Consider the following 25,714-nt stretch of genomic DNA (forward strand, 5'->3'; position numbering starts at 1 on the left):
CTTTTTTTATGCGCGTGCCATTCACATTCAGGCCGTCGGCGCCAGCTCAAACACGGCCATTGATTCAACGTGCGAGGTATGCGGGAACATATTGACCACCCCCGCCTTTTTCAGCACATAGCCCGCTTGGTGCATCAAAATGCCGGCGTCGCGCGCCAGCGTCGACGGGCTGCAGGAGACGTAGACGATTTTTTCCGGCAGCAGGTCGGGACGGCGCGCCTTCAGACCCGCTAACGCTTCGGCCAGCGCCATCGCGCCATCGCGCGGCGGATCGATGAGCATGCGATCGAATTTGCCCAGCGCGATCAGGTCGTCGGTGCTGACGTCGAACAGATTGCGCGTCTCGAAATGGGTCTTGCCATCGAGGCCATTGGCGCGCGCATTTTCCAGCGCCCGTTCGGTCAGCGCAGTGCTGCCTTCGATGCCGACCACCTCGCGTGCCAGGGTCGCCAGCGGCAGGGTGAAATTGCCAAGACCGCAGAACAGGTCAGCGACGCGGTGGCCAGGGGCCACTTCGAGCAGGCGCAGCGCGGTGCCGACCAGCACGCGGTTGATCTGGTGATTGACCTGGGTGAAATCGGTGGGTTTGAACGGCATCGTCACGCCAAATTCGGGCAGGCTGTAAAACAGCGGTTTGTCGAGCGGGTAATAAGGCGCCGCCGTTTCCGGTCCCTTGGTCTGCAGCCAGAACTGGATCTGCCAGCGGTCGGCAAACGCCTTGAGCAAGGCGGCATCGTTGCCGTGCAGGGGCGCCATGATGCGTAGCACCAGCACCGTCAGCCCTTCGCCAATGGCCACTTCGATTTGCGGCACCTGGTCGTAAATGGACAGCGCGCCGATCAGCTCGCGCAGCGGCAGCAGCATGGCCGCCACGTGCGGCGGCAAGATCAGGCAGGTGGAAATGTCGGCGACGAAGGCGGAGCGCTTTTCGTGAAAGCCCACCAGCACCGTGTTTTTCTTGGCGACGTGGCGCACCGACAGGCGCGCACGGAAACGATAGCCCCAGGTAGGGCCGTGCATGGGCCGCATGATGTTTTCTGACTTGACCTTGCTGATGTGCCAGAGGTTGTCTTCCAGCACACGCTGCTTCATCGCCACCTGGGCGGTCGGCTCCAGGTGCTGCATCGAGCAGCCACCGCAGTAATCAAAATGGGGGCATGGCGGCGTCACCCGCATCGACGATGCCTTGTGCAGCTGCGTCATGCGGGCCGCTTCCCAGTTTTTCTTTTTCTTGAAGCTGACAAAGCTGACCCGCTCGCCAGGCAGGGCACCCTCGACAAAAATCACCTTGCCGGAGGAGCCGTCCTCGTTTTGCAGGTGGCCGACGCCGCGGGCGTCCATGTCGAGGGATTGGATGGCGATCTGGGTAGTTGTCATAGGGGGCGCAGCCGGCGGCGGGCCGGCCGCCGAAGCGGGATGGGACAAGCATTCAAGGGTTCAGGGGGGCTGCGCGCGGGCATGCAGCCCGCGCGCATCATAGCAAGGAATCGCGGACCACGCCACGGGCGGCCATCGCCCGCTTGAGCTTGATGAGCGCTTCCTGCTGAATCTGCCGCACGCGTTCGCGGGTGACGCCCATTTCCTCGGCCAGCGTCTCGAGGGTGGCCGGATCGTCATTGTCGAGACCGAAGCGGCGCATGACAACGATGCGCTGTTTGTCCGGCAGGCGGGTGAGCCAGTCGCGCACCAGCAAGGTCATTTCGTGGTGCTCGGCGCGGGCATCGGGACTGTCTTCGCTATCGCCAGGCAGCATGTCCATCAGGCTGGACTGGGGATCGTTGTCGAGCGGGGCGTCGAGCGAGGTGGCGTGTTCAGACAAGGCCAGGATATCTTGCACCACTTCGATGGGACGGCCCACCAGGTGGGCGATGTCTTCGACACTGGCCTCCTTGCCGTCGTGGTGCTGGGCTTCCAGGTGGTACTTGGCGCGCAGCACCTGGTTTAATTCGCGCACCATGTGCACCGGCAGGCGCACCGTGCGCGCCTGATTCATGATGGCGCGCTCGATGCTCTGGCGGATCCACCAGGTGGCGTAGGTGGAAAAGCGGAACCCGCGCTCAGGCTCGAATTTGTCGATGGCGCGCATCAGGCCGATGTTGCCCTCCTCGATCATGTCGAGCAGCACCACGCCGCGGTTGATGTAATGCTTGGCGATCGACACCACCAGCCGCAGATTGTGTTCAATCATCGCCTGGCGCGCCGGAAAATCGCCAGCCTTGGCCAGCGTGGCGATGCGCACCTCGTCGGCAGCCGAGAGCAGCGGGCGGGTGCCGATCTGGTTCAGGTAATGCTGGGTGGTGTCGGTGGCAAGCTCGGCCTGCAAGACTTTTTTGAGTTCGTCGACGCTGGCGATGACGATGTCGGGTGCCAGCGTTTCGGCGTCGTTGCCCTCACCCTCGCTGTCGCCCGGCAGTTCGCTGTCAGCAGCCTCGTCGTCCGGGCCAGTGTCGTCATCGAGCGGGTGGGACGGAAGTGTCATGGGCCTTCATCACTATGCTGTCGGTGCTGTCGGTGCTGTCAGTGCTGGCGATGCTGATCCGCACAGCGTGCGTGCCGGCGGCGATTACCGGCTCGGCAAGAACCTCGACGGATCGACTGGCTTGCCCTGCTGGCGGATTTCAAAGTGCAGCTTGACCGAATCGGCGTCTGAGTCGCCCATTTCGGCGATTTTTTCACCCTTGGTGACGGTCTGCCCCTCCTTGACCAGGATGGCGCGGTTGTGAGCGTAGGCCGACAGCAGGCTGTTACTGTGCTTGACGATGACTAGGTTACCATAACCGCGGATACCCGAACCGGCGTACATGACTTTTCCCGAGCCGGCCGCCATCACTTGCTGGCCCAGCTTGCCAGCGATATCGACGCCCTTGTTCTTGCCTTCATCGAAGGTGGCGGTGATGCGGCCGTCCGACGGCCACATCCAGCTCAGCTTTTCGTCATCGTCGGCCTTGACCACGGCGCCCGGCGCCAGTGCCGGCACGGCGGCGCTGGCCGGCTTGTCGGTGCGGCTGTCAGTTTTACCGTCAGCTTTACCGTCAGCTTTGCCATCCACCTTGCCATCGTCGTCTTTCTTCATCTCCGCCAGGGTGGCGTCGCTGTACGGCTTTTTCTCGCCACGGGGCTGCACTTTTTTCGGCACCGATGGCGTCGCTGGCCGTGCATCGGCCAGCGTCACCGGGGCCGTGGTGACGGCGCTGCCGCGTGCCGGTGGTGCGATCCGCAGCACCTGGTCGACCTTGATGTCATTCGGGTCCGGCAGGCTGTTCCACTGCAAGATGTCGCGGTAGTTCTGGCCGTGATCGAGGGCAATGCGCAGCAGGGTGTCACCTTTTTTGACCACGTACACGCCACGCGCTTCGTCACGGTCTTCTGCCGGGGTCTGTACCGGCGCCGGCCGCACCACCGCCACCGGCGTGACGGGCCGATCGACGATGGGCGCACGGCGGCCGGCAGTACTGCAGGCGCAAAGGACGCCCAGCGACAAAGTCAGCAACAGAAGGCAGCGAGTTTGTTTCATTCTAATCATTGTGTATTTGGCATTTCAGGGCTAGGCGGTGCCTGGACGCAAAGGAACGAAATGGCAGGCTTCCAGTGTTTCGCTCCGCCATTCCGCCTTGCCACTGCGGGTAATCAAGTGCAGGTGCTGGACCTGCGCACCTACCGGCGCGACCAGTCGTCCACCGATGGCGAGTTGCTCTAGCAGTGCCCGAGGTACTTCCAGACCGGCAGCGGCGAGGATGATGCCATCGAAGGGGGCAACTTGCGGGAGGCCAAGCATACCATCTCCGTAGTGCAAACGGAGGTTGGCGATGCGTAAGGGACGCAAATTGGCCTTTGCCAGTTCATGGAGCGGCTTGATACGCTCGATGGAAAAGATCTCTTTGGCAATACATGACAGCACCGCTGCCTGATAGCCGCAACCGGTGCCGATCTCCAGCACGCGTTCGAGCTGGCGGCCGTTGCGCATCACTTCGATCATGCGGGCGACGATATACGGCTGCGAGATGGTTTGCTGGTGGCCGATCGGCAGCGAGGCATCGATATACGCCTGCGCCGATAAAGCCGGCTCGATGAAGGCGTGGCGCGGTACGGTATCGAGCGCGCCCAGCACCAGCTGGTCCGACACGCCCTGTTTTGCCACCCGGGTGACCATGGCATGGCGAATTGCCGCCGACACCATCAGATCGGCGCGCGGCGCCACCGGCTGGCTCTCATGGGCCCGCTGCAATGCCTGGCTATGCGACTTCGACGGCGCCGCCGACGACGGCGCGGCGTAAGCTGGCACCCTGACGCTGCCCTGGCCAGGATTCTGGCCGAGGGCGTTGCGGGTCGCCGTTTGCGGGGTGGCGAGGCGCTTGCCGCCATCGTTGGCGCCACTGCTGCCGTGGTTACCACCGTTACTATTTTTCCCACCGCTGGCGGCGCCGCCGTTGCCCCCCGTGCCGGCGCGGCGGTCGGGTCCTGTTACCGACGACAGCGGCAAGGGAAACGTGCTGCGCCGCTCGCTCATGCCAGCCCTCGCGCCAGACTGTCGAGTTGCTCGCGGTGGGTCAGGTCGACCTGTAGCGGGGTGATCGACACCATGCCGGCAGCAACCGCATGAAAATCGGTGCCTTCCCCGGCGTCGCGGGTCGCCCCTGGCGGGCCGATCCAGTAAATCTGGCGGCCGCGCGGATCGACGGCGCGGATCACCGGCTCGGACTGGTGGCGGCGACCGAGCCGGGTGGCGCGCAGCGGCCCCATTTGCTCATACGGCACATTCGGAATATTTACGTTCAGCAGCCACGGGCTACGCAAATCGTCAAAGCGGCGCAGCACGATGTCACGCGCCACCCGCGCAGCAGAGTCGAGCTCGCGCCAGCCGTGCTCGGCCTGCGAAAAGGCGATTGCCGGAATACCAAACAAAAACCCTTCGGTGGCGGCGGCGACGGTGCCGGAATACAAGGTGTCGTCGCCCATATTGGCGCCATTATTGATGCCCGAGACGATCAGATCAGGACGATAATCGAGCACCCCCGTGAGTGCCACGTGAACGCAATCGGTCGGCGTGCCATTGACCACATAAAAGCCGTTGGCCGCTTGCTGGACCGACAGCGGACGGTCGAGCGAGAGCGAGTTCGAAGCGCCGGAGCGGTTGCTGTCAGGCGCGAACACGACGATGTCGGCCACCGAGGCCAGCGCACTGGCGAGTGCCTCGATACCGGGAGCGAGATAGCCGTCGTCGTTACTGATAAGTATTCTCATGCGGCAATTTTACCCGATGCATGCTCGCCATCGCTCACCGCCGATAAAACATAATTGGCAGCGTGAACACCGGCGCCCCGCTGCGGACAATTGCCGCCACTGCCGCTGCTGGCAGGCAGGCCCGATCTGCCTTGCACCACAGCGGGCGACACGGCGGCCGACAATGCGGCAGACAATGCGGGCGACACAGCGGGCGCCGCAGCATCGGCGCGCCGGTGCCGCCGGCCGCCCTGCCCCGCGCACGCGGGCGCAGCCGGCATCTGCCAGCGCCATGGCGCCTTGTGGCGACCTCGACTAACCTGCTGCGCGGTCCGCTATGGCATCGGCATCGCTGACCGGACCTGTGCGCGGCTGCGCCACTAAATGCGATATCGAAGCACGCGCGACGGTTGTTCGAGGTCACCTTATTGTGGTTTGACGGCTTTGGCGCTCAGTTCGCCCTGCATGAAGGCCACCAGGGCATCGGTGTCGCCTTGATAAAAATACACTTCCAGAATGGCGCGCACGCCGCGCGCCCTGAGCTGAGGTGCCACCGGCGCCGTCAGCACCGACTCACACAGGCGGTCGGCCAGTTCGCGCGCTTCAGCGACCGACAGGTCGTCCATTTGCTCGAGGTGGATCACGCTCCGTTCAATATCATCAGGATCAGCGTGACGCGTGCTACTGAGCGTGCGACCAAGCGCGCTGCTCGGTGTGCTACTGCGCATGCTAGCGGCACCTAACACCATGCTGCGCGGCGGCGCAAAGGGGGGAAAGCCGCTTTCGTGCGGCGCGCTGATGATGGTTGCGGTTGCGGCGAAGGCGCTGGCAGCGGGACGGCCCGCCGCCGTCAGCGGCGGCTCGCTCACGCCAGCCCCCTGCGCCAGCACGCTGGCCAGGGTCAGCTCGGCGCTGCGGCTGGGCGGCAGGCTGCAGCCATAACGACGCTGGCAGGCATCGGCCAGCGGCCCACACAGCTCGCCGACGCGCTGCAGGTCGCACTGGGCGGCGACGGTGTCGGCCAGCGCCAGCCCGGCCTCGATGGTGTCGCCATGGTCTACCCCGAGCAGGCGGCGGCGGCACGCCAGCAATTGTTCCTGGAGGGCGCGGGCGCTGTCGAGGTGGCCCATCTGGCGCAGCACCAGGGCCAGCTGGGCGAGGCTGGCGAGCGTAGCGGCGTGCTCGCGGCCGAGCACCCGTTCGCGCCCTTCGAGCACCTGTTCGAGCACCATGCGGGCGCGCCCCAGTTGCCCGGCCTGCGCCAGCACGGTAGCATGCGCCGCCTGCGCCTCGAGGGTGGCGCGGTGATTGAGACCGCCGCGCTCGCGCCACGCCAGCACCACCTGTTCCGCATGGCTGAGGGCGCTATCGATTTGCCCGCTGTCAGCCAGCGCGGCGGCCAGGCCAGCGCGTGCCGCCAGGCTGTCGGCATGGCCCGCGCCCAGCGCTTGCACAGACTCGTCGAACAGGCGGCGATAGGCGCTCACCGCGGCATCGGCCTGGCCGCACTGGCGCAGCTGAAAGGCCAGCGCCAGCCGGCCACTGCGGGTATCGGCGTGGCCGGCGCCCCATAAACCGGCCTGCACGGTGGCCGCTTCGCTGACGCTGGCGAGCGCCTGGCGCTGGCGGCCTTGCTGCAGCTGCAGGCGGCCCAGTTCGAACAGGTCGGCGGCCAGGCCCGTTTGCGCCGCCGGCGAGACGGCGTCCGGATCGCTGGCACGCGCCTGGGCGATGCGGCGGCCGACGGCCAGTTCGGCGCGTGCCTGCCACGGCAGGCCGCCGTCGGCGACCCAGTCGAGCAGCTCGGCCACCGCGCGCGCCAAGGAAAGGCGGTCGGCCGTCAGTGGCAGTCGCGGCACCACCGGGTCGGCCATCGCATTGAGCTGTTGCAGCTGGACGTGGTCAAAATAATTGTCGAGGGACAGCGACGGCAGGCCGTAACTGTCGCGCATGAGCTGCTCGAGCACGGCCTGGTAACCGCTGCCATCGCTGCCTTCGCTGGCAGCGTCGCCATGGCGCCAGCGCAGGCGGCGTCCCTGGTCGGCGCCGTCGAGATCGACGGGCAGCGGGTAGACCAGCAGGGGACGCTGCGCTTCTTCGTGACTGCTGCGGTAGTCGATGGCACGGCGCACCACGCCACAGGCGCCGTCGAGGCTGCGACGGCTGGGAGAGAACAGCATCACCAGCCGGTCGGCCAGCAAACTGGTGCACACACTCACCGCCGCCGAGCGCCCGCCCCGGCTGGCCACCAGAATGTGGGCGAAGCGCCGTTCCAAATGCTCGGCAATGCAGCGGTACAGGCTGGGGCTGGCCGCAAACAGCCCTTCCCAGTCGACGCCGTCGGCCCGTTCGCCGTAGCTGTCGTCGAAGCAGCCGGCGCGCATCAGGTACAGGGGCCGGCTGTCGTCGACCCGCTCGACAAACGGTTCCCAGTCGACCGCCTCGCAGACCTGGCGCGCGCGCCGCCATTCGGCCTCAGCGCTGGGCCTGCCGCTGGCCTTGCCTGCGGGCGCATCGCCAGCGTCGGCCAGCAGGGCCAGTTGCTCACGGCAGGCGGCGACGTATTCGAGCAGCCCGGCCTGGGCCGCTGACGCCGGTCGCCCATTGCGCCCGCACGGTTGGTGCAGGCCGGGCGACTCGGTGTCCCAGTCGATCATCAGGACCGGCGAGCAGGCGCCCGCGCGGTCGGCCAGCAGGGAGGCCATCGTCGTCAGCACGGCATTGCGGGCAGCGCCGCCGTCGACAGCGTAGACCGTGGTCAGCCTGCCTGGAGTGGGGAGCAGCGGCAAGGTAAAGCGGGTATTTTCCATGGTTATCCTTATTTTTTTGGGAACGACAAAGTTGGCAATGAACTGGACACGGGACGCCATTCAGGTGGGACAGCAGGAAGCACGAATTGGTTGCAATCGTGACTTGATGGCGTTGATATTTTTTGCAATTCGACGTGCTGGACGATGCGCGTGACGATTTTTTCAATGGCCGGAATGAACTCGGGGTTCGATTTCAGGTCGGGCGTGGCCATCGTGAAGCGCGAAAAGTCGACATACATGGTCGAATTGGCGATCTGCGGCGGCAGGCAGACGGGGTGGCGCGTCATGATCACGGGAATGATCATGCGGCTGGGCAACTCGTACCATGCGGCCCGCTCGGCTTCGATCAATTGCATGGCGGCGTGTTCGCGGCGGGTAAATTTGTGCAGTTCGTACTTGGGCGTGTAGATGAGAATCATGGCCGCGCTCTCGCACATGGCACGGGCGATCTTGCGTTCGAGGTCATCGCCACCGCCGAGCTGCTCGGTGTCGATGAATAACTCGGTTTCATTGTCGAGATACGGCTCCAGGTAGCAGCGCAAGGCGGCAATGAGCTCGGTCTTGAATTTGTTCATCAGGTCGAACTGGCCTTGCGCGTAACTGATGAAACAGGCGTAACGGTTCGCCATCGCAGCCTCCATATTTGCAAAATGCCAACGACACTGTCACGACTGTAACAAGCACGACAGTCGCTGCCTTGTGCCGCCGCAAAAGCTCACCCCGCCAGCGCAGACGCCGCCCCACCATGTTGGAAATCCGGCATAATCAAAGAACTAAACGGTCGTTCTATTTTTTATAAAAACCTGGAGGCAGACGATGAAAGCAGTGCGATGCAAGGCCTGGGGCTTGCCCGAGACGCTGGTGGTGGAACAACTGGCGCCGTTGACGGCCGGTGAGGGCGAAGTGGTGATCGAGGTCAAGGCCGCAGCCGTCAACTTTCCTGACGTTTTGATTATTCAAGGTAAATACCAGGTCAAGCCGGCCCTGCCATTCACCCCAGGCAGCGAACTGGCCGGCGTGGTCGCGGCGGTCGGCGATGGCGTCAGCCACGTCAAGGTTGGTGACCGGGTCATTGCATTCGTCGCCCAGGGGGCGTTCGCCGAACAGGCGGTGGCCGCCGCCGCCGCGGTCATGCCAATGCCGCCTGGCATGGACTTCGATATCGCCGCCGCCATCACCCTCACCTATGGCACCTCGCACCACGCGGTGGTTGACCGCGCCGGCCTGAAGGCGGGCGAAACCATGCTGGTGCTGGGCGCGGCCGGCGGGGTTGGCCTGGCTGCCATCGAGATTGGCAAGGCGCTCGGCGCCACCGTGATTGCCGCCGCCTCGAGCGAAGAAAAGCTGGCCGTGTGCCGCGCGCACGGCGCCGATGCGACCATCAACTACAGCGTCGACAACTTGCGCGAGGCGATCAAGGCGGCCACCGGTGGCAAGGGGCCGGACGTGATTTACGATCCGGTCGGCGGCGAGTATGCCGAGCCGGCATTCCGTTCGATCGGCTGGCGCGGGCGCTATCTGGTGGTCGGCTTTGCCAACGGCGCGATTCCGGCGCTGCCGCTCAACCTGACCTTGCTAAAAGGCGCCTCGCTGGTGGGGGTATTCTGGGGCGAATTCGCCAAGCGCGAGCCGAAGGCCAACCTGGCTGCCATGCGTGAGCTGCTGGGCTGGCTGGCGCAAGGGAAAATCCGTCCGCTGGTGTCGGCGCGCTACGCGCTGGCCGACACCGCTCAGGCACTACAAGACATGGCGGCGCGCAAAGTGACGGGCAAGATTGTGATTCACCCCTGAAGCAGGCGCGGACCGCTGACAACCTCAGACTGCAGGCGGCGCAGGGTTATTGAAAAACGCCACCACCTCGGCTTGCAAGCGGGTGCGCTTGAATGGGGGCAGACTCTGCCACACCCGCTTGCCGTACGACTTGGAAATCAGGCGGGGATCGCAAATCATCAGCACACCACGGTCGGTTTCGTCGCGGATCAGGCGACCGGCCCCCTGCTTCAGGTTGATGATCGCCTCGGGCAAGGTATGGTGCATAAAGCCATTCAAGCCCTGCTTTTCCATGACGTCGATACGCGCGGCCAGCACCGGGTCGTCGGGCGGAGCGAACGGCAGCTTGTCGATGATGACGAGCGACAAGGCCTCCCCCCGTACATCGACCCCTTCCCAGAAACTCTGGCTGCCCACCAGCACCGCATTGCCAGCATTACGGAAGGAATCGAGCAATTCTGTGCGGCCGCGCTCGCCCTGGACGAACAGGGGGTACTCGAGGCCACGGTCGGCAAACTCTTTGCGCAGCCGTTCGGCGACGTGCTTGACGGCGCGGATGGTGGTGCACAAAAAAAACGTGCGCCCGCCGGCCGCTTCGATCACCGGCAGCGCGCAGTCGACCACGGCGTCCGTATAGCCCATGGCGTTCGGATCCGGCAAGCCGGTGGGCACATACAGGATGCCCTGCGCTTCGTAGTTGAAGGGGCTGGGCCAGCTTTGCGCGTGTTCGCCCGTCAGCCCCATTTGCTCGGTGAAATGCTTGAAGTCGTTTTTGACGGCCAGCGTGGCCGAGGTAAAAATCCAGCTGCGTGGCGTGCCTTCGCGCTGGTGATTGAAAATCGGCGCGATCGATAGGGGGGTCTTGTGCAGCTGCAGGCTCGACTGGAATGCCTCGACCCACAGCACGGCGTCGTCGCCTTCCGTCATCTTGCCCTTGCCATCGGCTTTCCAGCCATCGAGCGACTGCGCCAGTTCGACTGCGCGCACGCGGCACTGCTCGATCGTTTCGGCGCGCGCGGCCTGGTCTTCGAGCACGTCGATCATGGCCGCCAGCTGCGCCTTGACGGTGTCGAGCGCCGGAAAGAAATCGGACGATGGAGCGATCTGCCCCAGCGCCATGCGCACAATATCTTGCGGGAAGGTCAGGCGCAGGTCGCGCGTGGCCTTTTCGACCGCCATCACCACCTTCGCCCAGTCCGGCCCGCCCCTGGCGTGGGCCAGGCCCTCGGCCAGCACATCGCGGCACAGTTCGAGTAACTGCGAAGTCGACACGGTCTGGCCAAAAAACAGGGTAGCGGTATCGGGCAGCTGGTGCGCTTCGTCGAAGATGATGGTGTTGGCCGATGGCAGCAGCTCGGCCACGCCGGTGTCTTTCAAGGCCACATCGGCAAAAAACAGGTGATGATTGACCACCACCACGTCAGCCTGCTGCGCTTCGCGGCGCGCCTTCATGACAAAACAGTCCTGGTAATACTGGCACTCGGCGCCCATGCAGGTTTCGCGGGTGGAGGTGACGAGGTTCCAGATGCTGGCGTTTTCCGGCACCTTGGTGAGCTCGGCCTTGTCGCCCGAGCTGCTCATTTTGATGAAGCGGGAAATTTCACGCAGGTGGCCGACATCGTCGCGCGAGGTCATGCGGCCATTTTGCATGGTGCGCTCGAGGTGGTAGTGGCAGACGTAATTCGAGCGCCCCTTGAGCAGGGCCACCGAGACGGGCGCGCGCAGCGCTGCCCGCACGGTCGGGATATCGCGCAAAAACAATTGATCCTGCAAGTTCTTGGTGCCCGTGGAGACAATCGTCTTGCCGCCCCACATCAAGGCCGGCACCAAATAGGCAAAAGTCTTGCCGGTGCCGGTGCCGGCCTCGGCAATTAAAGTCTTTTGCTCGACGATGGCCTGGGCAATCGCCTTGGCCATCTCGGTTTGCGAGCGGCGCGGCGTGTAGGCGCCGACGGCAGGCGCGAGCGGGCCGCTGGCGCCGAACAGGCGGTCGACTTCGACATCGCACTTGCCGACAGGGGCCAGCGCGGCAGCCGTGGTAATGTCGGCACCATCGGCGCTGTCGGCGCCATCGGGAAGTAAAGCAGAGTCGGTCAAAGTGCTACTTTATGAAAGCGAAGACGGATCAGGCCGAAACATCTGGCACCAATTGCATTTTTAGCAGGGTGATATGGTCTTTCAGCTGCAGTTTGCGCTTTTTGAGACGACGCAATTGTAACTGATCGTGATGGCCATCAAGCTCCAACCGATCGATCACCGCGTCGAGATCACGGTGTTCTACATCGAGCTCGATGAGGCGGCGCTGGATTTCCTGAACGTCTGACATAGTTTGCAGTTCCCAACAGATTATTACAATTTTGCAGCATGAGCGCCCGCAGGACGCTACAATCTAAGCTACTAATAATTAACGAGCGGCAACAGGGTCCCGCGTAGCGGCTGAAACTTGGCATAGTTTAATCTACCGTGACGATACCGCCAACATAACGATGAATTCATACAAAATCGAAGCAGGTACTGCACAGCATATCGGTAACCGGCCGCTGCAGAACGACCGCGTCGCCCTGCTCACCAGTGCGCGCGCCCCCGGCTATGTACTGGCCGTTCTGGCATCCGGCCTGGCGGGCGGCTCGCTGGCCTCGGAACAGGTGCTGCACACGGCCAAGCTGCTGTTTGACGAATTCAAGCCGGGCGACACGCCCACCATCGAACGGGTCGAACGGCTGCTGCGCGATATCGTCCATGAAGCGCACCTGGTGATCCGTCTGAATGGCGAAGCAACCCAGACCGAACCGCAGGCCAGTTGCGCCGTGCTGATGCTGACCCCGGCGCACCAGGCGGTCTGGGCCCACGTGGGCGATGCGCGTTTCTACCATTTCCAGAAAGGTGCCTGCCAGCTGCGCAGCAGTGACGCTGGCTACGTCATGCACCTGATCGCCACCGAGCGGCTGGCGGCCGATGCGGCGCGCAACCACCGCCAGTCGAAGCTGCTGGTCAACGTGCTGGGCAACAGCCGCAAGCAGCCCTTCGTCACCGTTGGTCACCGCCCGGCGGTGACGGCGGGCGATGCATTCCTGCTGGCCTCCGACGGCCTGTGGCACTTCTTCACCGATACCGAACTGGGCGCCGCCGTACACAAGGCGTCGCCGCGGCAAAGCGCTGAAATGCTGATCAACAAGGCTGCTGAACGGGCCGACGGCAAGGGCAGCAATTGCAGCATGGCCATCATCAAGCTGGTCAAGCTGGTCAAGCCAGCCAAGCCAGCAGCCGCACCCAGCGCCACTACCATCGGCAGCGACTTCTAAGCGGACACCATCGACGCCTACTGCGCTGGCGCCGCCTGTTCAGCGGCCGCCTTGGCGGCCTGCGCCCTGGCCGTTTCGGCCTTTTTGCGCTCAACCTCCTGCAAACGCTCGACCGAGGCTGCCCGGCGCGCCTCAAACGCCTTGATATTGGCTTCGCGGCTGGCGGCGCCGGCCTGTTCCTGCGCCTGCTGACGTTGCTCGCGCGCGGCCTGCTCGGCCGGGCGGTCGCGCCGGGCCGGCGGGCGCGCTGGCGCCGCCGCTGGTTCCTGTTTCGCCGCTGGCGGCGGATTGGCGCGCAGGCGCGCCTGCTGCTCGTCGAACTGCTGTTGCGACACCACCAGGGCGGCGTCGCGTTCTTCGACCTTGGTCTGGCGCTGGAAATGCTGGGCCTCGATCTCGATGGCGCGCACATTGGCCAGCGCGATGCGGTGCTCTTCGCGCACCTTGTCGAGGCACATATTGGTAAAGAAGCGCATATAGCACTGCTGTTCGCCAGCGACAAAACGCCCTTCGGCGCGCGCCCGCTCAATTTGCACCAGCGCCAGCTTGCGCGCGGCGTCTTCCTTGCTGGTGGTGGCTGCCACCGGCGCCACCACCGTTGCCGGCCGCACCGAGATGCAGCCGGCCAGCACGCCAGCGGCCAGCGTCGCCGTCAGGGCCGCCCGAGATTGACTCCACAACTTCATGCTCATGCGCTTTCCAGTTGAACGCTACGTTGATCGTTTGAATCTACCATGGTCATCAGGCGATGGCATCGGCGGCATCGCGCCGTTCCGCTTCCATGTATTCGCGCGACTGCATCTCAATGATACGCGAGACGGTGCGGTGAAATTCGTTTGCCAGCATGCCTTCGGTATAGAGCTGTTCCGGCACCACGGCAGCCGACATCAACAGCTTGACCTTGTGATCGTAAAACACATCGATGAGCCAGGTAAACCGCCGCGCTTCGGACGACTGGCTGGCCGACATCGCCGGTATGGCCGACAAAATCACCGTGTGAAAGCGGCTGGCGATTTCCAGGTAATCGTTCTGCGAACGGGGGCCGCCGCACAGGGTGGCAAAATCGAACCAGATGACGCCGCCGGCACGGCGCAGCGAGCGGATCTCGCGCTGCTCGATGAACACGCGCGGGTCTTCGTCGGCAGTCTCGGCCACCTTGGCGTACGCGTCGCGCAGCGCGGCGTCGGCAGCTGCGCCCAGTGGCGTGTAATAGGTGTCGACCTGTTCGAGGGCGCGCTTGCGGTAGTCGACGCCAGCGTCGACATTCATCACATCGAGCTGGTCTTTTAACAGGGCGATGGTGGGCAGCATGCGGTCGCGGTGCAAGCCGTCCGGGTAGAGCAGGTCCGGGTCGTAATTCGAGGTCATGATGAACGACACGCCATTGGCAAACAGCGCCGACAGCAGGTTGTAGAGAATCATGGCGTCGGCGATGTCGGAGACGTGAAATTCGTCGAAGCAGATCAGGCGGTATTTCTTGGCGATGCGCTTGGCCACTTCGTCGAGCGGATTGGCGACGCCCTTGAGTTCATCGAGCTGGCGGTGGACGCCGCGCATGAATTCGTGAAAGTGCAGGCGCGTCTTGCGCACCACTGGCACCACCGAATAAAAGCTGTCCATCAAAAACGATTTGCCGCGCCCGACCCCACCCCACAGGTAGACCCCGCGCGGCACGTCGGGGCGGTTGATCAGGCGCTTGAAACTCGACGAGCGGCGGTCCTTGTAGGCCACCCATTCATCATAGCTGCGCTGCAGGCGATCGACGGCATTTTGCTGGGCGGCGTCGGACTTGTAGCCGCGTTCGCTGAGCGCATGGAGATAAAATTCTTGGACATTCATGGGGAGCTTCTAGAAATAAAAAAAGCCGGCTTGTGGCCGGCCCATGGGGACAATCATCCCTTAGAAATTCAGTGCGCGCTTGTCAACGGCGAGCATGGCTTCCTTGGTCGACTCCGACAGCGACGGGTGCGCGTGGCAGATGCGGGCGATGTCTTCCGACGACGCCCGGAATTCCATGGCAACCACCGCTTCAGCGATCAGTTCGGATGCCTGCGGGCCGACGATGTGCACGCCGAGGATTTCATCGGTGCTGGCGTCAGCGAGCACCTTGACCATGCCCGAGGTGTCGCCAAGCGCACGCGCGCGGCCATTGGCCAGGAACGGGAAGGTGCCCGCCTTGTAGGCAACGCCAGCGGCCTTGAGCTGCTGCTCGGTCTGACCCACCCACGAGATTTCCGGCGACGTGTAGATCACCCATGGAATCGTGTTGAAGTTGGTGTGACCATGCTGGCCAGCAATGCGCTCAGCGACGGCAACGCCCTCTTCTTCGGCCTTGTGCGCCAGCATCGGGCCGCGCACGACGTCGCCGACTGCCCACACATTGGCCACGTTGGTCTTGCAGTCGTCGTCGACCGCCACAAAACCGCGCTCATCGAGTTTCAAACCGATGGCTTCGGCATTCAAACCGGTGGTGTTGGGCACGCGGCCGATCGAGATGATCAGCTTGTCGAATTCGGCGCTCCGGGCGGCGCCGGCAGCGTCGGTATAGGCGACGGTGACGGTGTCGGCGCTGGTGCTAATCTCGCCGATCTTGACGCCCAGGTTGATCTTCAAGCCCTGCTTGACGAACAGTTTATGGGCTTCCTTGGCGATTTGCTCATCGACGGCGCCGAGGAACACTGGCAAGCCTTCGAGCACGGTCACATCGGCGCCCAGGCGGCGCCAGATGCTCCCCATTTCCAGACCGATCACGCCAGCGCCGATCACGCCGAGCCTGGCAGGGACGGCGCCGATGGTCAGGGCGCCGCTGTTCGACAAGATCAGTTTTTCATCGAACGGTGCGCCAGGCAAGGCGCGCGCATTCGAACCGGTGGCGATCACCACGTGCTTGGCGGTCAAGGTCTCGGCGTTGGCGCCCGTGACATTGACGCTATGCACACCATCGCTGGTGCCGGCAAACGCACCGCGGCCGTGAAAGAAGGCGATCTTGTTTTTCTTGAACAGGTACAGGATGCCGTCGTTGTTTTGCTTGACGACCGTGTCTTTGCGTTTCAACATTTGCGGCAGGTTCAGCGACAGACCGGCGACATCGATACCGTGTTCCTTGAAGGCGTGACCGGCGTGCTCGAAATGCTCGGACGATTGCAGCAGCGCCTTCGACGGGATGCAGCCGACGTTGGTGCAGGTGCCGCCGGGCGCCGGACCGCCCTTGGCGTTCGACCACTCATCGATACAGGCCACCGAAAAACCCAGCTGGGCGGCGCGGATGGCGGCGATGTAGCCGCCGGGACCGGCGCCGATGACGACGACGTCAAATTGTTTAGACATTCTGAAATTCCAATGTTGATGTTGCTTTGTTAGTGTGCAGCGGCGCCACGCGGCGCCCGCCTATTCTTCCGGCACGAAAATCCACATCAGCAGATACACCAGCACGCCGATGCCAAAGCCGCACAGCGCGACCAGGGTGAACACCAGGCGCCAGATCCACGCCTCGACGTTCGACACCTTGGCCAGGCCGCCGCAGACGCCACCGAGCCAGCGGTCGCTGCGCGAACGGCGCAGGCGGCCAAATTCGCTGGCCAGGTCGGTGCCGTGCTCGGTGCTGCCGTTGACGCCGTCACGCCCCTTGTCAAGGTTGACAGCGGCAGCGAGCACCTTGGCCTTGGCCTGTTCAAATTCGGCATCGGTCAGCGCGCCAGCCTGGTGCAGTTCGTGCAAGCGCTTGATTTCATCGGATACGTTCATGACGCCCCTCCTCAATAAACGGTTGACACGCTGCAAGCGCAGCGCGCTGGTGCCGGTGCTGCTGTCGCTTACAGGTCGAGCAGCAGGCGCGCTGGATCTTCCAGCGTGTCCTTCATGGTGACCAGGCCCAGCACGGCTTCGCGGCCATCGATGATGCGGTGATCATACGACATGGCCAGATAGTTCATCGGGCGCACGACGATGACGCCGTTTTCGACCACCGCACGGTCCTTGGTGGCGTGCACGCCGAGGATGGCCGACTGTGGCGGGTTGATGATTGGCGTCGACAGCATCGAACCGAAGGTGCCGCCGTTGGAAATCGAGAAGGTACCGCCGGTCAGGTCGTCAAGGGTCAGCTTGCCTTCCTTGGCCTTGGCGCCGAATTCACCGATTTTCTTTTCGATTTCGGCGATCGACATCTGGTCGGCGTTGCGCAAAATAGGCACCACCAGGCCGCGCGGCGAGCCGACTGCGATACCGATGTCGAAATAACCGTGGTAGACGATGTCGGTGCCATCGACCGAGGCATTGATCATCGGATATTTTTTCAGGGCCGCGACAGCCGCCTTGACGAAGAAGGACATGAAACCGAGCTTGACGCCGTGCTCTTTCTCGAACTTGTCCTTGTACTTGTTGCGCAGGTCGATGACCGGCTGCATGTTCACTTCATTGAACGTGGTCAGGATGGCGTTGGTCGATTGCGACTGCACCAGGCGCTCGGCGATACGGGCGCGCAGGCGGCTCATTGGCACGCGCTCTTCCGGACGCTCACCGAGGTTCGGCGCAGCGGGAGCGGCCACTTGCTGCAGCGCGGCTTTCGGTGCGGCGGCTTGCTTGGCGGCGGCGACTGCAACAGGCGCAGCGGCGGGCTTGGCAGCGATGGCGCCGAGGACGTCGCCCTTGGTGACGCGGCCATCTTTGCCGGTGCCCGCCACGTCGCTGGTGCTCATGGCGTTATCGGCCAAAATTTTGGCGGCGGCCGGCATGGCGATGTCGCCCTTCGACTGTGGCGATGGTGTCTCGGCGCTTGGCACGGGGGCGTTCGGGGTGGCCACCGCTTTGACTTCGAGCGGGCTGACCTGGGCCGACGCTTCGGTATCGATGATGGCGATGACTTCGCCGGCGACGACGGTCGAACCGTCGCCCTTGATGATCTGGATGATGATGCCGGCGACCGGGGCCGGCAGTTCGAGGACCACCTTGTCGGTCTCGATGTCGATCAGATTTTCGTCGCGCGCGACCGGCTCGCCGACTTTTTTATGCCATGTCAGCATGGTCGCTTCAGCGACTGATTCCGACAGTTGAGGGACCTTGACTTCGATTTGTGCCATGTAAAACTCCGTAAGCTGTTTTATGTGGGCGGCGCCATCTGGGGAGGGGGCGCCGCCGGTTTTTTATTTGGTCAGGATGAAGCCCTTGAGCTTCGAGAACGCCGTTTCCAGCAACTCTTTCTGCTGCGCGTAGTGCTTGTCGTAGTAACCGACCGCAGGCGACGCCGAAGCGGGACGACCGGCATATGCCAGACGCTGACCCGATTCGAGGCTTTCGAAGATGTTGTGCTGGATCTGGAACCAGGGTCCCTGATTTTGCGGCTCATCCTGTGCCCAAACCAGCTCGTGCAAGTTGGGGAATTTCTTCAGCTCGGCGGCAAACGACTTGTGCGGGAACGGATAGAGCTGTTCGACGCGGATGATGGCGGTATCGAGCTGGTTGCGGGTCTTGCGCTGGTTGACCAGGTCGTAGTACACCTTGCCGGAACAGGCGATCACGCGCTTGACCTTCTTGGCATCGATTTTGTCGTCGACTTCGCCGATCACGGTCTGGAAACCACCCTTGGCCAGTTCGCTCAGGTCCGAGCCCGCATCTTTGTTACGCAGCAGCGATTTGGGTGTCATGATGACCAGCGGTTTGCGGAACTGGCGCACCATCTGGCGCCGCAGCAGGTGGAAAATCTGCGCGGCCGAGGTTGGCTGGACCACTTGCATATTGTTGTCAGCGCACAGTTGCAGGAAGCGCTCGGGACGGGCCGACGAGTGCTCCGGACCCTGACCTTCATAGCCGTGCGGCAGCATCATGACGAGACCCGACGCCCGCCCCCACTTGACTTCGCCGGAGCTGATGAACTGGTCGATGACGACCTGGGCGCCGTTGGCGAAGTCGCCGAACTGCGCTTCCCAGATGGTCAGCGTGTTCGGTTCGGCGGTCGAGTAGCCGTACTCAAAGGCCAGCACCGCTTCTTCCGACAGCACCGAGTCGATCACCGTGAACGGTGCCTGGCCGTCGCTGACGTTTTGCAGTGGCACGTAAGTGCCGGCATCCCAGCGTTCGCGGTTCTGGTCGTGCAGCACGGCGTGGCGGTGCACGAAGGTGCCGCGGCCGGCATCCTGTCCGGTCAGGCGGATCGCGTAGCCAGAAGCGACCAGCGAGGCGTAGGCCAGGTGTTCGCCCATGCCCCAGTCCAGGTTCAGTTCGCCGCGACCCATGCTGGCGCGGTCGCCCAGCACTTTTTCGACCAGCGAGTGGGCCTTGAAATTTTCTGGTACCACGGTGATGCGGGCGGCCAGGCGTTTGAGTTCCGTCAGCGGTACGGCGGTGTCGGCACTGTCGGTCCATTTCTTGTTCAGGAACGGCAGCCAGTCGACCGCGTACTTGTTCTTGAAGTTGGAGATGACCGGGTCGACCGTGTGCTTGCCGGCGTCCATGGCATCGCGGAACGCGGTGACCATCTTGTCGCCACCGTCAGCAGGCAGGGTGCCCTGGGCGATCAATTTATCGGCGTACAGCTTGCGGGTGCCTGGGTGCTGGGCAATTTTCTTGTACATCAGCGGCTGCGTCAGCGCCGGGGTGTCCTGCTCGTTGTGGCCGAGCTTGCGGTAGCTGATGATGTCGAGGACGATGTCCTTCTTGAACTGCACCCGGTAGTCGAGCGCAATCTGGGTCGCCAGCACCACCGCTTCCGGATCGTCACTATTGATGTGCAGCACCGGTGCTTCGATCATCTTGACGACGTCCGAGCAGTACAGGGTCGAGCGGGCGTCGCGCGGATCCGAGGTGGTGAAACCGATCTGGTTGTTGATGACGATGTGCACGGTGCCGCCGGTGCCGTAGCCACGGGTCTGCGCCAGGTTCAGCGTTTCCATTACCACACCCTGACCGGCAAAAGCGGCGTCGCCGTGCACCAGGATCGGCAGCACTTGCGCGCCATCCTTGTCACCGCGGCGGTCCATGCGGGCCTTGACGGAACCTTCAACGACGGGGTTGACGATTTCCAGGTGCGAAGGATTGAACGCCAGTGACAGGTGGACCGGGCCGCCGGCGGTCGAGATATCGCTCGAAAAACCCTGGTGGTACTTGACGTCGCCGGACGGCAGATCGTCGCCGTGCTTGCCTTCGAATTCTTCGAACAGCTCTTGCGGCGACTTGCCGAGGGTGTTGACCAGCACGTTCAGACGGCCGCGGTGGGCCATGCCGATGACGATTTCCTGCACGCCGTTTTCGCCGGCGCGCTGGATGGTTTCATCGATCGAGGCGATGAACGATTCCGAGCCTTCCAGCGAGAAGCGTTTCTGTCCCACGTAGCGGGTATGCAGGTAGCGCTCGAGGCCTTCGGCAGCGGTCAGGCGGTCGAGGATGTGCAGCTTTTTCTCGGCCGAGAAATTCGGCGTCGAGCGGATCGATTCGAGTTTTTCCTGCAACCAGCGCTTTTCGGCGGGGTCGCTGATGTACATGAATTCGGCGCCGATCGAGCGGCAGTAGGTGTCGCGCAAGAAGTTGAGCAGGTCGCGCAGGGACGCGGTTTCCTGACCAAAATAGGTGTTGCTGATATTGAAGACGGTGTCGAGGTCGGCGTCGGTGAAGCCGTAAAAGGCCGGCTGCAATTCCGGGATTTCCGGACGTTCCTGGCGCTGCAGGGGATCGAGATTGGCCCACTGCGAGCCGAGGTAACGGTAAGCGGCGATCAGCTGGGTGACTGCAACGCGCTTGCGGCCCATCTCGGCGTCGCTCGACGCGGCCACCACGCGGATCGGTCCGGCCTTGGCGCGTTCGGCGAAGGAAGCGATGACGGAGGCGTGGGCGACGTCAGGTTTGTTGGAACCATCGACGGCAGGGACGTTTTGCATGGCGTCGAAATACGAACGCCAGTTGTCGGGCACCGAGCCGGGGTTGTCGAGATAGGCCTCGTATAACTCTTCTACGTAGGGCGCATTACCGCCGAACAGATACGAGTTCGCTGTCTGTTGTTGCATCATCTTGCTCACCTTTCGTTCGCGCTTCGCGAATTTGGCGGGTTAATCTAACCTTCCGCGACACGGCCTGACCGGTTAGCGGATCGCACATCAAGTTGTGGGGGAAGGACGTTACTACATAATTCTTGAGACCCGTCAGTCTAGCACGCAAAACCCCATGCGTCATGGATGAGACCAGATAAACCGGCGCAAAAGTGTGTGCTACTGGCAGGATAGCGAGGTGCCGGCGCCGGCAATGGACAGCATCAACTAGATCATTTATTCTGCCCCCATGTCCACGCCCCTCAAACCGACCGCCGCCGAACTGGAAATGCTGGGCATCCTGTGGCAGCGCGGTGCTTCGACCGCCAAACAGGTGCACCAAGCGGTGCTGCCGGCGCGCCCGCAGATGGCGTACGCCACCGTGCTGCGCCAGTTACAGGTGATGCACACCAAGGGTTTATTGCTCCGCGACGAGAGCGCGCGCGCCCACGTCTACGCTCCCGCCCAGCGGCAGGACGCGCTGCAGACCGGCCTGCTCAAGGACCTCATCCACAAGGCCTTCGCCGGTTCCGGCAAGGAGCTGGTACTGGCCGCGCTGCGCGGCCATGTCACGCACCAAGAGCGCGCCGAGATCCAGGCCATTCTCGATCGCGAAAGCAAGTAGCTGGTCACGCTTGCGGGGCAGCATGATCAAGGCGCCGTAAAACGGCTGCTGGCAAAGGCGACGCGCCGGGCGGCACTGTTGCTCAGCACGGTGACGGCGATGTAATCGCGCCCGCTCACCAGAGCAGCATCGGCCAGCGCAAAGCGGGTCGGTGCCCCTTTCAGTATGACCTGGTGGGCAATCGGATTGTCCATGCCGGCCTGGGCCAGCCCCACATCGACGAAATACACCAGCGCCAGCGCCGTCCCTGGCATGGCGGTCCAGCGCAGGCTGCCATTGACGACGCCAGCGTGGAAGTCGAGCGGCTGAGCATGCAGGGCGGGGAACATTTCCCAATTGCCGTGCGGAGCGATGTAATGGCTGATGCAGCCATCATTGGCGGTGCGCTGCAAGCCGTCGGCGTTGCCGTACAAGCCCTGGTAGACGCCCGCATCCTTGTCGTAACTGCCCTGCCACGGGCCGGCGCGGTTGTTGCCGTCAACATCACCCGACCAGCTGCCGCTGAGCGCATTGCCCGCCTTGACGCCGCGCACGGCGCTGGCCATGCTGCCCGGGCAGCCGGCCACGCTGAAAAACATGGCGCCTCGGAAGGCGGCGTCGTTGTCCGGCAAGGTCATGACGAAGGCGCCCGGCAGCGCGCCCTGCGGATCGCCCAGCGGGTCTTCCTGGTAATAGCCGACATACAGTCCGCCGGGTGCCGCCGCCGTCGGCGTCGGCGTACTGTTGGCAGGACAAGCCCAGCCGAGCGAACCGAGCAACGCCATGGCGGCCAGCCGCGAACTACTGGCAAATGAGATTGCCGGCGAGGTTGCCGGCGAGGTTGACTGCGAAATTAACTGATTCATCATGTTGATTATTTCTGTGCCGAGTTGACGTGCGTTGACGCCCTGCTGCAGCGCCGCGATGCCGCATTATCGTATTACCATGCGGCAAGTTGACGTCAACTTTGTAATCGACAGTAACAATCAATCGCAACCTTAAAACGCTTTCCCTAGCCCAAGAAGTAACATATCGGCACCCCGGTGGTAGTCGGTGAGGACGCGGCTCCAGCTCAGCTGGGTACGCCACTGGCGGCTCTGGCGGTAGCGCAGGGTGGTATCGACTAAAAAATGGGGACCGCTGCCGACACCGAAGCAGGCCCCGGTGTCGCGCGCAGCCATCTGCAGCCAGCCCTGGCCGGCCAGACCGTCGCGGTGATGGCGGCTCGGATGGCCTTCGTTGAGGTACTCGGCGCTGACCGTGAACACCTCGTTCATGCGCTGCGCAAAGCCCAGTTGCACGGCGGACGAGCGCTCGTCGACCTCGTGATTGTCGAGGCTGCCGGCCAGCAGCGACGTCTCCTGGGCGGCGGCGCCACCACAGGCGAGCGCGACGGCCACGGCGGCCGGCGCGAACCACATTGAACCATCCATCAAGACCCTTCGTTGCAGCCGGCACATGCCGCGTACCGACATGCCCGGCTTGACGCGTCGTTTTCACTTTTAGTTACAATTAAAGTTGATATTTTTCATAACGGCTTTGATCGCGGGCTTTATTGAAAATGCGCGTGGTATTTTCGAGCGCCGTGATGATTACTCGAAATAGCTATTTTTACTCACTAGTAAATTGTGGCCGGGATGCCAGACGCTCCCTGTGCTGCGGCCACTCAGCGCGCAACATGTCGAGCAGCACGAATTTGCACTCGGTACTGGCAAGCGTCCCCCAGTAGCGCGGTGCCAGGAAGGTGACGTCAATTTCCAGTTTGCGGTCGTCGGCAACGATGTCGAGCAGGCATCGGTTCAATACTTCACGGCCAGCTGCGCCAGCAACTTGAGCAATTCAGCCTTGAATCGGCTGGCAAAGCTGGCCGCCGCTGGCCGACCGGCCGGATTGACAGGGACCACAGGCGGGAGACGGGACATGGTGCACTCCATTAAGAAACACTTGTGCATGGCGATTTTGCCGTGCATGCGATATATTTTCTCCGCAGGACAGGCGACGATCAAACGATTTGTTTTTACTCTTCACATAAGAAAATCTTGTTTATGCAAAAACCGCTGCGTTCCATATCGGGCCTGCTTGATTTCGATTGCGCGGCGCGCTGGTGCAGTTTCAAGCTGGCCGCGCAGGAACTGCACAAGACGCCGGCGGCGGTCAGTCTGCAGATCAGGCAGCTCGAGCGGGTACTGGGTTTCGACTTGTTCGTGCGCCAGCCGCGCCAACTGGTGCTCACCAGAAAAGGGCAGGAACTGGCGCTCACCGTGCGCCGCATGCTGGCCGAACTCGAGCGCCAGGTGGCGGCCCTGCAAGGGGGCGACGAAGAAACCATCCTGCGCCTGTCGACCACCCATTCGCTGGCACTCAAATGGCTGGTGCCGCGCTTGCCGCGGTTCACCAGGCGCTATCCGGAGATCGACATCCGCGTCGATTCGAGCGATACCCTGGCCAATATGGAAGACGGCAGCACCGACGTCGCCCTGCGCACTGGCCCGATCACGGCGACCGATGCCGACCTGCTGTTGCGCGACCGGCTGGTGGCGGTCTACAGTCCGGCGCTGCTGGCGGCCGGCGAGCAGGCCATCGGCATCGCCGACCTGCCGCGCTACCGTCTGCTCCATGATGTGACCACCGACAACTGGATCTCCCTGCTGCGGCACAACCATGCGCTCAAGGGCCACTACAATTTCTGGCGCAGTTTCAGCAATTACGCGGTGATGCTGCAGTCGGCCCTGGCCGGACAGGGCATTGCACTGGTCTCGTACGCCCTCGCCATTGACGATGTGCATAGCGGCGCGCTGCAGATGGTGGACTGTGAGAGCGCGCCGTGCGAGCGCGGCTATCGCATCGTGGTGGCGCGCGGGCAGCGCGACACGCTCAAGGTAGCGCGCTTTTGCGCCTGGCTGCGCGAAGAGGTCGCCGACATGGAATCAACGGCGCGCGGATAAAAAAAGGGGCGCTGGCGCGCAGTCGCCGGTCCCACAGTTCCTTCACCAAACAGCACGAGCCGCCCGACAGCGCCTTAAAACAGCCGTCCCACCCCGACCAGCAAAATATCCGAATCACGGTGGTAATCGGTGACCACCCGGCTAAAGCTCAGCTGCGCACGCCACAGCGGCGAGACCCGGTAGCGCGCCCCCAATGTGACGATCGGCACCAAGTGAGTTTTCGATGGTTCGGTGACGCTGTCGCGGTTGATCTGGTCGCGCATCAGGTAGCCGCCGCCGCCCAGTTCCAGCACGGTGCGGTCGGTCAGCGGTCGCAGCAGCCACAACTGCGCCGCCACCCCGCGCCGCTGCACCAGGCCGATGCGCCCTTCGTTGAGCGCCGTTGCGCTCCACTCGACGTTTTGGGTCAGCGTGTCGCGGTATTCGAGGCCATAGGCGCGCGCGCGCTCCGACTCGAAACTGTTGACGATGGCCTGGCCGCCGAGCACCATCAGCAGGCGGTCGCCCGCGCGCTCGGTCTTGCGGCGCTCGCGGTCGGGGACGTTTTGCAGCTCGTAGCCGAGGCCCACCAGGATGCTGTTGGAGTCGCCCGCGCCATGGGTATTGGCGTGGTTAAACCGCACTTCCATGTACGAGCGCTTTTCGAAGTGCCACTTGGCGCTGGCCGACAATAGCGTGCCCCAGCCATGCAGATTGCGGTAATCGCTGGAAGCGCCCAGGCCCGTGGTGGTGTCAAAATAATAGTATGGACCGGCCGCCACCCCCATCGACAGCCCCTGCTCGGGCAGCGCCGTGTGCAGCCACAACTGCGACGTAAAACCGTCGCGGTGATGGCGGCTCGGGTGGCCTTCGTTGTAGTACTCGGCACTGAGCGAGCTGTAGTCGTTGAGGCGCTGGGCAAAGCCCACTTCGGCGGCAAACGAACTTTCACGCGCCAGGTTGTTATGCAGCGCGCCGGCCAGCACGGAGGTGTCCTGCGCGTTGGCCACGTTACTTGCCGCGAGGCTCACAAATAGCAATGGCAGTGCGAAGGTCTTGATGATCATGACGG

At 63.3% G+C, this 25,714-nt stretch carries 24 protein-coding genes; 4 read left to right on the forward strand and 20 right to left on the reverse strand.

Going from position 1 to position 25,714, the window contains the following annotated elements:
* Positions 1 to 27 precede the first annotated feature (27 nt).
* The 7 genes from rlmD to ACP7BZ_RS01455 form a co-directional block, all read right to left on the reverse strand.
* On the reverse strand, positions 28 to 1,377 hold the full coding sequence (gene rlmD, locus ACP7BZ_RS01425; protein ID WP_426109858.1) for a 23S rRNA (uracil(1939)-C(5))-methyltransferase RlmD: 1,350 nt from the start codon (positions 1,375 to 1,377) through the stop codon (positions 28 to 30).
* Between the two features lie 97 nt (positions 1,378 to 1,474).
* Positions 1,475 to 2,479, reverse strand: a complete 1,005-nt coding sequence (rpoS, locus tag ACP7BZ_RS01430) for an RNA polymerase sigma factor RpoS (RefSeq protein ID WP_426109859.1) — start codon at positions 2,477 to 2,479, stop codon at positions 1,475 to 1,477.
* 84 nt (positions 2,480 to 2,563) lie between these two features.
* Entirely contained in the window at positions 2,564 to 3,514 is a 951-nt protein-coding gene (locus tag ACP7BZ_RS01435) for a peptidoglycan DD-metalloendopeptidase family protein (RefSeq protein WP_426109860.1), read from the reverse strand.
* 30 nt (positions 3,515 to 3,544) lie between these two features.
* Positions 3,545 to 4,507 carry a protein-L-isoaspartate(D-aspartate) O-methyltransferase gene (locus ACP7BZ_RS01440; RefSeq protein WP_426109861.1) on the reverse strand — a complete coding sequence of 321 codons (963 nt, stop codon included), beginning with the start codon at positions 4,505 to 4,507 and terminating at the stop codon, positions 3,545 to 3,547.
* Positions 4,504 to 5,241, reverse strand: a complete 738-nt coding sequence (surE, locus tag ACP7BZ_RS01445) for a 5'/3'-nucleotidase SurE (RefSeq protein ID WP_426109862.1) — start codon at positions 5,239 to 5,241, stop codon at positions 4,504 to 4,506. The genes ACP7BZ_RS01440 and surE overlap by 4 nt, the downstream gene beginning before the upstream one ends.
* A 404-nt stretch (positions 5,242 to 5,645) precedes the next feature.
* Positions 5,646 to 8,030 (reverse strand): tetratricopeptide repeat protein, encoded by a 2,385-nt coding sequence (locus ACP7BZ_RS01450; RefSeq protein WP_426109863.1) that lies wholly within the window; start codon positions 8,028 to 8,030, stop codon positions 5,646 to 5,648.
* Between the two features lie 8 nt (positions 8,031 to 8,038).
* The gene (locus ACP7BZ_RS01455) at positions 8,039 to 8,659 is read right to left on the reverse strand and encodes a TIR domain-containing protein (protein ID WP_426109864.1); all 621 of its coding nucleotides are present in this window, start codon (positions 8,657 to 8,659) and stop codon (positions 8,039 to 8,041) included.
* 187 nt (positions 8,660 to 8,846) lie between these two features.
* Between ACP7BZ_RS01455 and ACP7BZ_RS01460 the strand changes: the two genes are divergently transcribed.
* A complete protein-coding gene (locus tag ACP7BZ_RS01460) occupies positions 8,847 to 9,821 on the forward strand; it encodes an NADPH:quinone oxidoreductase family protein (RefSeq protein ID WP_426109865.1) in 975 nt (324 codons plus the stop codon).
* 24 nt (positions 9,822 to 9,845) lie between these two features.
* Here the strand turns inward: ACP7BZ_RS01460 and ACP7BZ_RS01465 are convergent, their stop codons facing one another.
* On the reverse strand, positions 9,846 to 11,843 hold the full coding sequence (locus ACP7BZ_RS01465) for an ATP-dependent DNA helicase (protein ID WP_426110500.1): 1,998 nt from the start codon (positions 11,841 to 11,843) through the stop codon (positions 9,846 to 9,848).
* An 82-nt stretch (positions 11,844 to 11,925) separates the two neighbouring features.
* On the reverse strand, positions 11,926 to 12,126 hold the full coding sequence (locus ACP7BZ_RS01470; RefSeq protein ID WP_426109866.1) for a YdcH family protein: 201 nt from the start codon (positions 12,124 to 12,126) through the stop codon (positions 11,926 to 11,928).
* A gap of 160 nt (positions 12,127 to 12,286) precedes the next feature.
* On the opposite strand from ACP7BZ_RS01470, the gene ACP7BZ_RS01475 reads away from it, so the two are divergent.
* A complete protein-coding gene (locus ACP7BZ_RS01475) occupies positions 12,287 to 13,102 on the forward strand; it encodes a PP2C family protein-serine/threonine phosphatase (protein ID WP_426109867.1) in 816 nt (271 codons plus the stop codon).
* Positions 13,103 to 13,119: 17 nt separating this feature from the next.
* Here the strand turns inward: ACP7BZ_RS01475 and ACP7BZ_RS01480 are convergent, their stop codons facing one another.
* The 6 genes from ACP7BZ_RS01480 to ACP7BZ_RS01505 all read right to left on the reverse strand — a co-directional run bounded on the left by ACP7BZ_RS01480 (position 13,120) and on the right by ACP7BZ_RS01505 (position 21,096).
* Positions 13,120 to 13,794, reverse strand: a complete 675-nt coding sequence (locus ACP7BZ_RS01480; protein ID WP_426109868.1) for a hypothetical protein — start codon at positions 13,792 to 13,794, stop codon at positions 13,120 to 13,122.
* Positions 13,795 to 13,843: 49 nt separating this feature from the next.
* Entirely contained in the window at positions 13,844 to 14,941 is a 1,098-nt protein-coding gene (gene zapE / locus ACP7BZ_RS01485; protein ID WP_426109869.1) for a cell division protein ZapE, read from the reverse strand.
* A gap of 60 nt (positions 14,942 to 15,001) precedes the next feature.
* Complete coding sequence (lpdA, locus tag ACP7BZ_RS01490; protein ID WP_426109870.1) at positions 15,002 to 16,429, reverse strand: dihydrolipoyl dehydrogenase; 1,428 nt, start codon at positions 16,427 to 16,429, stop codon at positions 15,002 to 15,004.
* 60 nt (positions 16,430 to 16,489) lie between these two features.
* On the reverse strand, positions 16,490 to 16,846 hold the full coding sequence (locus ACP7BZ_RS01495; protein WP_426109871.1) for a PspC domain-containing protein: 357 nt from the start codon (positions 16,844 to 16,846) through the stop codon (positions 16,490 to 16,492).
* 68 nt (positions 16,847 to 16,914) lie between these two features.
* Positions 16,915 to 18,177, reverse strand: a complete 1,263-nt coding sequence (gene odhB, locus ACP7BZ_RS01500) for a 2-oxoglutarate dehydrogenase complex dihydrolipoyllysine-residue succinyltransferase (RefSeq protein ID WP_426109872.1) — start codon at positions 18,175 to 18,177, stop codon at positions 16,915 to 16,917.
* 63 nt (positions 18,178 to 18,240) lie between these two features.
* Complete coding sequence (locus ACP7BZ_RS01505; RefSeq protein WP_426109873.1) at positions 18,241 to 21,096, reverse strand: 2-oxoglutarate dehydrogenase E1 component; 2,856 nt, start codon at positions 21,094 to 21,096, stop codon at positions 18,241 to 18,243.
* A 268-nt stretch (positions 21,097 to 21,364) separates the two neighbouring features.
* Between ACP7BZ_RS01505 and ACP7BZ_RS01510 the strand changes: the two genes are divergently transcribed.
* Positions 21,365 to 21,739: a BlaI/MecI/CopY family transcriptional regulator gene (locus ACP7BZ_RS01510; protein ID WP_426109874.1), complete on the forward strand. Its 375-nt coding sequence runs from the start codon at positions 21,365 to 21,367 to the stop codon at positions 21,737 to 21,739.
* A 26-nt stretch (positions 21,740 to 21,765) separates the two neighbouring features.
* Here ACP7BZ_RS01510 and ACP7BZ_RS01515 read toward each other — a convergent pair whose 3' ends face one another.
* The 4 genes from ACP7BZ_RS01515 to ACP7BZ_RS01530 form a co-directional block, all read right to left on the reverse strand.
* Positions 21,766 to 22,587, reverse strand: coding sequence for a hypothetical protein (locus tag ACP7BZ_RS01515; RefSeq protein WP_426109875.1), 822 nt, complete (start codon positions 22,585 to 22,587; stop codon positions 21,766 to 21,768).
* A 129-nt stretch (positions 22,588 to 22,716) separates the two neighbouring features.
* Positions 22,717 to 23,151: a hypothetical protein gene (locus tag ACP7BZ_RS01520; RefSeq protein ID WP_426109876.1), complete on the reverse strand. Its 435-nt coding sequence runs from the start codon at positions 23,149 to 23,151 to the stop codon at positions 22,717 to 22,719.
* 178 nt (positions 23,152 to 23,329) lie between these two features.
* Positions 23,330 to 23,521, reverse strand: a complete 192-nt coding sequence (locus tag ACP7BZ_RS01525) for a hypothetical protein (protein WP_426109877.1) — start codon at positions 23,519 to 23,521, stop codon at positions 23,330 to 23,332.
* Positions 23,518 to 23,640, reverse strand: coding sequence for a hypothetical protein (locus ACP7BZ_RS01530; protein ID WP_426109878.1), 123 nt, complete (start codon positions 23,638 to 23,640; stop codon positions 23,518 to 23,520). The genes ACP7BZ_RS01525 and ACP7BZ_RS01530 overlap by 4 nt, the downstream gene beginning before the upstream one ends.
* Before the next feature lie 123 nt (positions 23,641 to 23,763).
* Here ACP7BZ_RS01530 and ACP7BZ_RS01535 point away from each other — a divergent pair, with 123 nt between their 5' ends.
* Entirely contained in the window at positions 23,764 to 24,663 is a 900-nt protein-coding gene (locus tag ACP7BZ_RS01535) for a LysR substrate-binding domain-containing protein (protein ID WP_426109879.1), read from the forward strand.
* A gap of 74 nt (positions 24,664 to 24,737) precedes the next feature.
* Here ACP7BZ_RS01535 and ACP7BZ_RS01540 read toward each other — a convergent pair whose 3' ends face one another.
* Complete coding sequence (locus tag ACP7BZ_RS01540) at positions 24,738 to 25,709, reverse strand: hypothetical protein (protein WP_426109880.1); 972 nt, start codon at positions 25,707 to 25,709, stop codon at positions 24,738 to 24,740.
* Positions 25,710 to 25,714: the final 5 nt, after the last annotated feature.

The sequence above is a fragment of the Massilia sp. PWRC2 genome (assembly GCF_049896725.1).
Taxonomy (GTDB): Bacteria; Pseudomonadota; Gammaproteobacteria; order Burkholderiales; family Burkholderiaceae_D; genus JAFCUW01.